The sequence below is a fragment of the Flavobacterium sp. genome, from assembly GCF_046317795.1.
Lineage (GTDB): Bacteria > Bacteroidota > Bacteroidia > Flavobacteriales > Flavobacteriaceae > Flavobacterium.
Window position 1 is genome coordinate 1 of the sequence record NZ_JBKCVI010000038.1, and the last position, 10,931, is coordinate 10,931.

The window sequence follows — 10,931 nt, forward strand, 5'->3', positions numbered from 1 at the left end:
CATAGAACCCATAGTATTGCCATGATAGGCATTATGACACGAAATCAACTGACTTCTACCAGTAACTCTTCGAACCAGTTTCAAAGCACCTTCGCAAGCTTCTGTTCCCGAATTGACGAGATATACTTTGTTTAAACTTGGAGGTAAATTCTCAACCAATAATTTACAATACGCTACCGCTGGATGTTGAGCATATTCCCCATACACCATGACGTGTGAATATTTGTCTAGTTGGTCTTTTATAGCTTGATTGACTCTCGGATGTTGATGTCCCAAGCTACAAGCCGAAACACCAGCTACAAAATCTAAGTATTTTTTTGCTGAAGTGTCGTAGATATAAGAACCAATGGCATGTGAAACTTCCATTCCTAATGGATAGGGTGTTGTTTGCGCTTGGTATTTTAGGAAATCTTCTTTCATTAAGACGAACTTTTAGACAATCGTATTATTCGTTTTTTTGGTAATTAGTCACCGTATTGCAATTGGAACACCAATTGAATTGCTCCTCTTGGCTTCTCAAAAAGGTTTTGGTTACTTCATTGCAATTTTCACAAATTTCCTCGTCGCTTTCATCTTCAAATATTTGAAGCGGACAAGCATTACAACTCCAAACCGTAATATTAGGTAGCACATCGCTTTCATGCCATGTGAAAGCATCTTTTTTACACTTAGGGCAAATTTGGGTAACCATTATTTTACCATAGGTTTAGCATTAGCTTCATTATTTTTTACTTTCGGCTTTGGATTATTTTTATCGTAATTCAAAGTTGCTGCACTGGGTTGTAATGGTATGTTGTCGTTTACCCTATCTTTTATTGTTGCGGCCTTAATTTTAGCATCGATTTCGTTTTCTTCAGCAGGGAAAATATCTTCTTTGGTTTTTATTCGTTCATCGCCACGCCAAATAAAGCCACGCAGTTTCCTGGCATTTTCGGGTAAATCGCTTTCAGGATAAATATCGCCATCAATTTGATTGTAATTTGTAATTGTTTCTATAGTATTTTTATCTAATAGCATATTAATTTTACTGCATACACTTTTGTTAATTCCAATGAGTTCTTGGTTGTCATTCCGCATATAATATATTACTTCAGTGTTTTTGATGATATCCACTTCTCTCAATTTGTTGTCCTCAAATTTTCCATACAAATTTTGCCCTTTCACTTGATTGTATCCTGTACTGAGTGTGTCTTTAGAAATAATAAAAGCGTTATTCAATACTTTGAGGGAATCGAGTTTTTCTGTTTGTTTGTTCCCAATGAGATGCATAATATCTCCCGTCATTTGGTTTTCGTAATTCCAAAGTATGGGATTTTTTATCAATTTGGTTAAACCGGTTTTTTGGTCAGAATGAATGGAGTCACATTTACCACTCATATCTGTTTTGTAGAAACGCACATTGTTATATGCTCTCACGATTCGCTCACCAGTTTTGCCAGTTATAATCATTTTTTTACCATGTACATACATCGAGTCTTTGTCAACTAAAGTAATGGCAACAGCTCTTTTGGTTATCATCATCGAGTCTTTTTCAGTTTTCAGATTTCGATAAATTTCGGCATAATGTCCTTTGATAAGCCCTTTATTAATAGTATCGGTAATTTTTACATTATTCGTAGCCGAGGCAAATTCTCGGTTTCGGTCATAGTATAAACTGTCACCTTCAATGCGCCGGTCTTCGTATTTGATATAGGATTTTCTTTTGAAATAAGCGAAATTCTTCTTGGTATCATAAAATCCTTTTTCGGTGTAAATGAAATTTTCTTTACTCGTGATAGTTGATGGACCGAATAAATAGGAGTGCCCCGAATTGGTATAATAATCCAAATGATTGGACTTAATAACATACTTTGGATTTGTTAAGGATACGGCAGTCGTGAATTTAAACTTCTTTTCATTGGCATAATATTTTCCAGCTTTGCTTCTAAGAATATTGTCTTTATTGGTAATTATCCCGAGCGAATTATAAAAAGCTTCTTGTGTATTTCTATCAAAATTGATGGTATCAGTGACCAAAGTCGATTCGGGAGAACGCATAATAACATTACCAGTTGCAAACGCTTTTTTTACTTCACCACTATATTCGGCATATTTACTGTTTAGAAAAAGGGTGTCACCTTGCACCATTTGAACTTCTCCAAAAGCTTTTAGGTAATTTTCTTTTTCAAAAACATATGCTTTATTACAGGTAAAAACAACACCTTCATGGTTCACTCTCACATTGCCTTGTAGTAAAACAGCATCTGGAATTTTTTCATCATCTTTATTGAAAAAATCAGCATGTTCAATGATTATTTTGGAAGTTTTTTGTGCTTGCAATGGTAATGTGAAGCACAACATAAATCCTAGGATAAAAAGTAACTTTTTCAAGTGTTTTATTTTTTGCCAAATTTATGAAATTAGAGACAATCATTTTCTTTATTAAGAATTATTTATGTTACCCATTATTTCAATCAAATCTTTATATTTGTGTCTACGTCTTGTTGCTTAAATTGACAAGTATAAAATAGTATGAAAAAAATAGTTTTATCAGTATTGGCTTTGTTTTTTACTATGAGTATAACTTTTGCCCAGAATAAATCAAAAACTCCTATGAAGAACGAAATGGAGGTTGTAGACCAACCTAAAAAAGCGGTTGTTTATCAAGTTTTTACCCGCTTATTTGGGAACAAGAATACCACCAACAAACCTTGGGGAACCATTGAAGAAAACGGTGTTGGGAAATTCAACGATTTTACCGATAAAGCACTGCAAGAAATCAAAAAACTGGGTGTTACCCATATTTGGTATACAGGAGTTCCTCATCATGATGTGATTCGTGATTACACCAAATACGGAATATCCAATGACGATCCTGATGTGGTGAAAGGACGTGCCGGTTCTCCTTATGCCGTTAAGGATTATTACAATGTCAATCCTGATTTAGCAGTAGATCCAGCCAAGCGATTGGAAGAATTTGAACAGCTAATTGAACGTACTCATAAAAATGGTTTGAAAGTCATTATTGATATTGTTCCGAATCATATCGCGCGAAATTACCATAGTTTGAGCAATCCAAAAGGTGTAAAAGATTTTGGTGCCGATGATGATACTTCGGTGGAATATGCTCGAAACAATAATTTTTATTACATCCCAGGCAAAGCGTTTGAAGTGCCAACTTCAGATACTTATCGACCATTAGGTGGTGAACAAAATCCACTGATTGATGGTAAGTTTACTGAATTTCCTGCCAAGTGGACTGGCAACGGCTCACGGCAAGCAAAACCTGATATTAACGATTGGTATGAAACAGTGAAAGTGAACTATGGTATCAAAACTGATGGTTCCAAAGATTTTCCCGAATTGCCAGCTGGTTATGATACCAAAGATTACAAGGAACATTTTGCCTACTGGAAAGATAAAGATGTACCGAGTTCTTGGAAAAAATTCCGAGATATTGCTTTGTATTGGACTGCCAAAGGTGTAGATGGTTTTCGTTATGACATGGCCGAAATGGTGCCTTATGAATTTTGGAGTTACATGAATTCAGCTATTAAAATGAAAAAGCCAAACGCTTTTTTATTAGCCGAGGTATATAATCCAAAGGAATACAGAAACTACATCAAGCTGGGCAAAATGGATTATCTGTATGATAAAGTGGAAACCTATGACCATTTAAAAGCCGTGATACAAGGCAATGCCTTACCAGATCCACTTTCGGAAATTCAAAAAAACATGATGGATATTGAACACCATATGCTACACTTTTTGGACAACCATGATGAGCAACGCCTAGCCAGTAAGGAATTTGCAGGAACACCCGAAAAAGGAAAGCCGTTGATGGTAGTTTCGGCTACAATTAGTTCAGCGCCAACGATGGTATATTTTGGACAAGAAGTGGGTGAAGCAGGTAATGAAAATGGCGGTTTTGGGACTCGTTCACGCACTTCTATATTTGATTATGTTGGCGTACCAAGTCATCAGCGCTGGATGAATGGAGGTAAATTTGATGGAGGACAATTGACACCAAAAGAAAAAGAGTTGCGCGATTTCTATTCTCGTTTGTTGAATTTCACACTAAAAAGTGAGGCATTGATGGGTAAATTTCAAGAAATACAAACCATTAATAGAAACGAAACAAAAAATTATGACTCAGGATTGTATTCCTATGTTCGTTATAGTGATTCCGAAAAACTGATTGTGGTTGCTAACTTTTCTTGGGTAACTACTAGTAATTTTAAACTCATTGTTCCAGCTGATGTTATTTCAAAATGGAGTTTAGCTGACGGAATTTATACTGTTACTGACCAACTGTATGGAAGTACATCGGAATTAAATGTAACCAAAGGTGTTGGAACAATAAAGCTTTCTGTAAAACCAAGCGAGAGTTTTATATTTAAATTGTAGATAATGAAATTTCTATCTTCTCTTTATATAATTTATTTTGCGGTGAATACGATACTATTGTTCGATTTTAATGGAAAATCTGATATTTCTAATTGGAAAATTGTTGATGACTCTGTAATGGGAGGAATTTCATCAAGTGATTTTTCTGTTGATGCCAATGGTCATGGGGTATTCAAAGGAAGTGTTTCCTTGGAAAATAATGGTGGGTTTTGTTCTTTACAGCATTATCTAAAACCTGTTTCCTTGAAGGAAAATAAAATTTTCAGTATCCGATTGAAAGGTGACGGCAAAAAATACCAGTTCAGAGTGAAATCAAACCGTAGTGATTACTATTCCTATGTTTATGAATTTCAAACCACAACCGATTGGCAAACAATAGAAATTCCAATTTCCGAAATGTATGCTTCTTTCAGAGGCAGAACTTTAAACCTTCCAAATTATGATGGAAATAATTTAGAGGAAATCGCTTTTCTAATCGGAAATAAAAAGAAGGAAGACTTTCAATTGCTAATTGATAAGATAGAAGTGAAATAATAAACTATTATTATAAACCCTTTGGGTGTAATTAGTTTTTAATGATAATTTTTCGTCAGTTCGATTTTCGATAGAAAATCGTCCTTCGTTTTCACTCAGGATGACAGAACAAGAAAAATTTCATTAAAAACGGTTCTCGATTAGCTTCGCTCATTTCGGCTACTGCCTCTGGTCATTTTTTGTTCCTCTCGTCCCAAAAGACGAGATGCACAAAAAAACACTCCTTTAGATTTGTTTTAATAAATTTAGGTAAATTTAGAAAAGAGAAAAGTGTTTAAGTAAACTAAGAATCAACTGACGTTTTTTATAATTACACCCAACTGGTTATTGTAAATATTTTTTTATTATAAATATTACCATAGTTAAGCAATCTAGTATAATCACGCTTAACAAAACTTAATTTCTTAATGGTTTAAAAACTTTTCTGCATTTACTTTATTATTTGTCACAACAATGAAAAAGAAAACTATTTGATTTTTTATTGTCAATAGCAATTTATGAAAAGCTAATATCGGATTCCCGTTAGGTTAATATTTTTTTCCTAATTACTATCAATGCAAAAAGCAATAGCGAATAGGCAATAAAAAATGGCACTATAAACTCAATCCAACCCAAAGGCAGCATCACAGCAATGATAAGTAATTGAAAGCCCAAACCATAAAGCGAAAGTAAGGTCATAAACCAATTCGGAAAGTTTTTTACTTTATACGCATCTTTGTCTAAGCCATGAATGATTTTGTCAAAAGTTCCGTAAACAACAGTATAAATTCTAAATAAAATATTGACTGATTTTTGACTTTCACCAGGCAATGCTCTGGGAGTTTTATATTCAAATATTTTACTGGTAGTATCTCCACCAACTGATTTGTTTCGGAGAATTACATAATAGTAATTGTATAAAGTGCCTTGCAATTGGATACCAATAAAAGCTAATAAAGTGAACCAAATAGTGGTTTTAGAGACATAACAAATGGCCATCAAAAGCATGAAATTCAGCACAATATCAAACACACTATCCAAATATCTTCCTGAATAAGAAGGCGTTTTTTTTAATCGTGCCAATTCGCCATCGGCAGCATCAATGCCCGATTTTAAAAGGATAAAACATCCAGCCAATACATAATGATTGGTCAAAATACAATAGATAGCAATCAATCCAGAGAGACCAAAAAGCAAGGTAACATGAATAGGAGTAAAGCGGGTATTCTGTAATTGAGTGGCAAAAAATCTTCCAAAAGATCTTCCGTAATCGGATAAATCTAAAAATTTATCTTGAGCGGCTAGTTTAGACATTTATGTTGGTAAACAAGGAACTGTGACAATATAGTCGGGGTATGCGTTTTATTTTGATAATCGATGCAAAGTAAAAGTCATGGCTGTCAATAAAAAGAATGCCATCACTTGATGCGTTAATCCTAACCAAAGCGGAACGCCATATAACAAGGTGAAAACGCCTAAGGTGAATTGCAAAAATACTAATATAACTAGTGTTTTCAAACCATTATGTTGTTGTGTAGTTAGTATATATTTTTTGCTTTTAAAATACAAGAATACAATCAATCCAACTACTATATATGCCATCGTTCTATGCACAAATTGCACACCACTTTTTCCTTCAGTAAATCGAAGTAACCAATTCTCTTTTTCCAAAGCGATACTATCGTGGAAGAATTGTCTATCGCTCATCAATGGCCAATGATTGTGAACTAAACCAGCATTTAAACCAGCAACAAATCCACCATAGATTATTTGAATGATAAGCAAAACTAGTGTAACGCGTGCCAATTTTTTCAGCGAAACGATTACCTCTCTTTTGTCTGGATAAATCAAATCTAAGGCAACCCAAAGTGTGTAAGCAAATGTTAGAAAAGCAAATGTTAAATGCAAAGCGAGTCTGTAGTGGCTCACATCTGGATTGTCAACCAAACCGCTTTTTACCATAAACCAACCAAAGAAACCTTGTAATGCTCCCATTCCAAGCAACACAAAACACTTTTTCAGTGTAGCACTATCAATTCTTTTTTTGATTAAAAAATAGACAAACGGAATAATGAAAACCAAACCAATAATTCTACCAATAAACCGGTGAAACCATTCCCAGAAATAAATGAATTTATAATCTGAAATACTGAAATCGTTATGGATATTTATTTTTTGGTATTCGGGAAACTTCTTGTATTCTTCAAATGCTATATTCCATTTGGTTTCTGTCATTGGCGGAAAAGTATCGGTTACCAAATGCCAATCGGTCATCGATAAACCTGAATTGGTAAGTCGGGTAATCCCGCCAACAACAACCATTATAAATACTAAAACGCAACCCGAAAGAAGCCAGATTATAACAGATTTATTTTTTAACATTTGATACTAATAATTTAATTATGATATCTCAATTTTATTGTGCAAAATTAATTGATTTTAAATGGTATTGATTTTTAGACAAATCATAAAGTTTTCCTAAGAACTTTTTCAAATGCTTTTCTTGGACTTCCTCTAAAATAAACTTCGCCACAATAGATGTATTCCATTTTTTCAAAAATTTTCAGCATGGCAAAATTATCAAAATTGGTATCTACTTTGATGCTGAATATATGGTTGTTTATTGAGAAATCTTCAATATTTTCGAGCATTATTTTTGATAATCCTTGCCCTAAATAGTTTTGAGCAATTGTAATTCTATGTACCACAACAAAATCATCATTTGTAAGCCACTTGCCTACAATTTTTTCATATTCAGGTTCATAGTTACTAATAACGGCACAATATCCAATGATGGTATTTTCTTCAGTTAAAACAAAACCATATCCTTTTTCTATATCAATTTCAATCACTTCAGGGTTTGGATAGCCATCTTGCCATTGATTGCTTCCTTCTTCTTTTCTTCGTTGAATAGCAAATTGAAGAATTTCCCAAATTTTTGCTTTTTCAGAAGGTAATGCTTTTCTAAAGTGATAAATTGACATTGGTTTTGTGTGAAATTAAACTTTTTTCAACCCCATTTTCTCGGCTTTTGCCAAAACAAAATCATAAGCGGCTTGATACTCATTCGGTATTTCTCCTTCAAGTATAGCTTCTTTCACCGCTTCTTTCAAAACGCCAATTTCACGAGAAGGTTTTAAATTGAAGATTTCCATAATTTCTTCACCCGAAATTGGTGGTTGAAAATTACGAACATGGTCACGTTCTTCTACTTCAATGATTTTACGACGAACGATGTCAAAATTATTGTGGTACTTTTTAAACTTCGATGGATTTTTGGTGGTAATATCGGCTTCGCAAAGTGTCATAAGATTGTCCACATCTTCACCAGCATCAAACACCAAACGACGCACTGCCGAATCAGTTACCATATCTTCTGAAAGTACGATTGGTCGTGAACTCAGCATCACCATTTTTTGTACAAATTTCATTTTTTGGTTCAATGGCATGTGCAATCGTTCAAAGATTTTCTTGACCATTTTTCCGCCCAGGAATTCGTGTCCGTGAAATGTCCAACCTTGTTTTTTATTGAATTTTTTGGTTGGTGCTTTTCCAATATCGTGTAACAATGCTGCCCATCGCAACCAAACATCATCGGTATTTGGACAAATATTATCAACCACTTCTAGCGTATGATAAAAATTGTTTTTATGGGTTTGTCCCTCTATTTCTTCCACAGTATTCAACGCTGTTAATTCAGGAAGAATGATGTCTAATAATCCTGTTTTGTATAAATGTAAAAAACCAATGGAAGGTTTTGATGTTTCCAAGATTTTGTTCAATTCATCTACAATTCGTTCGCCCGAAATGATTTTGATGCGTTCTTTATTAGTTGCAATTGCTTCCAATGATTTTTCTTCGATAATGAAATTCAATTGCGTTGCAAAACGAATGGCACGCATCATACGTAACGGATCATCAGAATAGGTAATATCAGGATTTAAAGGTGTTCTAAGGATTTTGTTTTCTAAATCTGATAATCCGTTGAAAGGATCAACCAAATCACCATAGTTATCTTGGTTCAAAGAAAAAGCCAAAGCATTAATCGTAAAGTCTCGACGGTTTTGGTCGTCTTCTAAAGTTCCGTTTTCCACAATAGGATTACGACTGTGTTCAGCATAACTTTCTTTTCGGGCACCCACAAATTCGATTTCGATTTCTTTGTAGCGAAGCATAGCAGTGCCATAGTTTTTGAAGACCTGAACTTTTGGTTTGTTGGGTAATAATTCGGAAACTTTCAGCGCTAAATCAATTCCGGAACCAATCGCCACGATATCAATATCTTTCCTACCTGCGGCAGGCAGGTCTAAGTCACGTTGTAATAAATAATCACGAACAAAACCGCCAATTACATAACTTTCAAGATTAAGTTCTTGGCTTGCTTTTGAAATGATTTCAAAGATTGGGTTATTTAGTGCTTTTGTGTAGTTCATTTTATTTTTTTTCAATCTTGTCATTTCGACAAAGGAGAAATCACATAATCCTGATAGAGTAATGAGATTCCTCGTGCCTCGGAATGACAAACAGACTCTATTTGCGAATAATCTTCACCTGATTGTCCAGCGTAAGTTTAATAATAGTCGAAGGTTTATCACAAATTTTTTCGTGATGCAAATTTACTACATAGTCCACACCATTTATAATTTCGGGGCCGATTTCTTTGAAAGATTTTGGGCTGAACATTCCTGAGATATTAGCAGAACTAGAAACTAATGGTTTTTTCATGCGTTCCATCAGTTTAAAACAAAAAGGTTCTTTCACAATTCTAACTCCAAGTGATTTGTCATTGCTAATTAGATTTAAAGCTATGTTTCTAGGATTGTCAAGAATTAAGGTAGTGGGTTTCTCCGATAAATCAAGTATTTGCCAAGCCACTTCTGGAATGTCTTTGAAAACGTTGTACATCATTTTTTCTCCATTCATCAAAACAATCATGCTTTTACTTTCTTCGCGTTGTTTTAGAGCATAAATTTTTTTCACAGCTTCAACATTGGTAGCATCACAACCGATGCCCCAAATCGTATCGGTAGGATAAAGAATGATGCCACCGTTTTGTATGACTTCGAGGGCGTTGTGGATTTCGGTGTTGATGTCGTTCATTATTGTTTAAATGGTAAGAGGTTTTAATTGTTTTTAATTATGGCTGGAATACCAGCAACCATTCAATTAACAGGAACATCACTTGTAGGAAACCAGCAGCAGTAACAATTACGTTTTTCCCTATATTTTATTATGTTTATAACATCCCTATTTTTGAGTTATATATAAATCCATCTTTTTTAACAAAAACTAATTCAACCAACCATAATACTTGAGGCGAAAAAGGTCTGTTTAGATCAGTTAAATCAAAAAGAGAATATTCTTTCTCATTCATATAATTGATAACTTTTAAAATCGAATTATCAAATAATTTGCTATAAACTGCAGCTTCTATCATAAATACTTCTGTTTTTCCAAAATATTCGGACGCTCCTTCTAACACTTCTAAATCCAATCCTTCAGCATCAATTTTTACTAAATCAGGAAATGGTAAGTCGCTTTTAGAAATTAGTAATTCGTTTAATGTTATAACAGAAATTTCCTTTTGTTTGTATCCGTTTTTTTCTGCTTCTTCTTTGCTAATTCCAAATGTACAACTATCATCCCTATCTACAATTGTGAACAAAAAGCTACCCTTTTCTTTTCCTGCGCCAACAGCTAAATAGCTAATTTTTGGATTTGAATTTAGTAAATCCTGAAAAGAAGACCTTAGCCAATTTTGTGGTTCAATAAGAGTAAAGTATGCTTCAGGTACATTTTTCAGTACTTCTCTAGTCCAAGTGCCATGATTCGCTCCAACATCAACGATGTGCTTTGGAACAAATCCCAAAGTTTTTAGGTTATCAAATAATAGTTTTAATAAATTGTTTTTGGAGTTATTTTGAGAAATTCGATTTAATCCATTTCTTTTTAAAAGCGAAGTTATTATTTTTAGTTTCATTTTTTTTAATTTTAAAAGATTACAAAGAAATCTATAAAATGCTTAAGTATAC

General features: G+C 33.9%; 11 protein-coding genes. 2 read left to right on the plus strand and 9 right to left on the minus strand.

The features are described 5' to 3' along the window. From ACK5ON_RS02425 to ACK5ON_RS02435, 3 genes are all read right to left on the minus strand, one after another. Positions 1 to 420: aminotransferase class III-fold pyridoxal phosphate-dependent enzyme (locus ACK5ON_RS02425; RefSeq protein ID WP_409819539.1), on the minus strand; the 420-nt coding region annotated here is incomplete at its 3' end. Between the two features lie 25 nt (positions 421 to 445). Continuing rightward, positions 446 to 691 carry a hypothetical protein gene (locus ACK5ON_RS02430; RefSeq protein ID WP_409819541.1) on the minus strand — a complete coding sequence of 82 codons (246 nt, stop codon included), beginning with the start codon at positions 689 to 691 and terminating at the stop codon, positions 446 to 448. After that, the gene (locus ACK5ON_RS02435) at positions 691 to 2,370 is read right to left on the minus strand and encodes an OstA-like protein (protein WP_409819543.1); all 1,680 of its coding nucleotides are present in this window, start codon (positions 2,368 to 2,370) and stop codon (positions 691 to 693) included. The genes ACK5ON_RS02430 and ACK5ON_RS02435 overlap by 1 nt, the downstream gene beginning before the upstream one ends. A gap of 141 nt (positions 2,371 to 2,511) precedes the next feature. Between ACK5ON_RS02435 and ACK5ON_RS02440 the strand changes: the two genes are divergently transcribed. After that, complete coding sequence (locus tag ACK5ON_RS02440) at positions 2,512 to 4,386, plus strand: alpha-amylase family protein (protein WP_409819545.1); 1,875 nt, start codon at positions 2,512 to 2,514, stop codon at positions 4,384 to 4,386. A 3-nt stretch (positions 4,387 to 4,389) separates the two neighbouring features. Beyond that, positions 4,390 to 4,920, plus strand: coding sequence for a CIA30 family protein (locus tag ACK5ON_RS02445; protein WP_409819547.1), 531 nt, complete (start codon positions 4,390 to 4,392; stop codon positions 4,918 to 4,920). A gap of 522 nt (positions 4,921 to 5,442) precedes the next feature. On the opposite strand, the gene ACK5ON_RS02450 is transcribed toward ACK5ON_RS02445, so the two are convergent. The 6 genes from ACK5ON_RS02450 to ACK5ON_RS02475 form a co-directional block, all read right to left on the minus strand. Continuing rightward, positions 5,443 to 6,213 carry a CDP-alcohol phosphatidyltransferase family protein gene (locus tag ACK5ON_RS02450; RefSeq protein ID WP_409819549.1) on the minus strand — a complete coding sequence of 257 codons (771 nt, stop codon included), beginning with the start codon at positions 6,211 to 6,213 and terminating at the stop codon, positions 5,443 to 5,445. A gap of 48 nt (positions 6,214 to 6,261) precedes the next feature. Continuing rightward, the gene (locus ACK5ON_RS02455) at positions 6,262 to 7,281 is read right to left on the minus strand and encodes a COX15/CtaA family protein (protein ID WP_409819552.1); all 1,020 of its coding nucleotides are present in this window, start codon (positions 7,279 to 7,281) and stop codon (positions 6,262 to 6,264) included. Positions 7,282 to 7,364: 83 nt separating this feature from the next. After that, positions 7,365 to 7,883 (minus strand): N-acetyltransferase family protein, encoded by a 519-nt coding sequence (locus ACK5ON_RS02460; protein WP_409819555.1) that lies wholly within the window; start codon positions 7,881 to 7,883, stop codon positions 7,365 to 7,367. 15 nt (positions 7,884 to 7,898) lie between these two features. Then, complete coding sequence (locus ACK5ON_RS02465) at positions 7,899 to 9,332, minus strand: CCA tRNA nucleotidyltransferase (protein ID WP_409819557.1); 1,434 nt, start codon at positions 9,330 to 9,332, stop codon at positions 7,899 to 7,901. Between the two features lie 97 nt (positions 9,333 to 9,429). Continuing rightward, the gene (locus tag ACK5ON_RS02470) at positions 9,430 to 9,999 is read right to left on the minus strand and encodes an L-threonylcarbamoyladenylate synthase (RefSeq protein ID WP_409819560.1); all 570 of its coding nucleotides are present in this window, start codon (positions 9,997 to 9,999) and stop codon (positions 9,430 to 9,432) included. Between the two features lie 136 nt (positions 10,000 to 10,135). Continuing rightward, positions 10,136 to 10,879: an FkbM family methyltransferase gene (locus ACK5ON_RS02475; RefSeq protein WP_409819562.1), complete on the minus strand. Its 744-nt coding sequence runs from the start codon at positions 10,877 to 10,879 to the stop codon at positions 10,136 to 10,138. Positions 10,880 to 10,931: the final 52 nt, after the last annotated feature.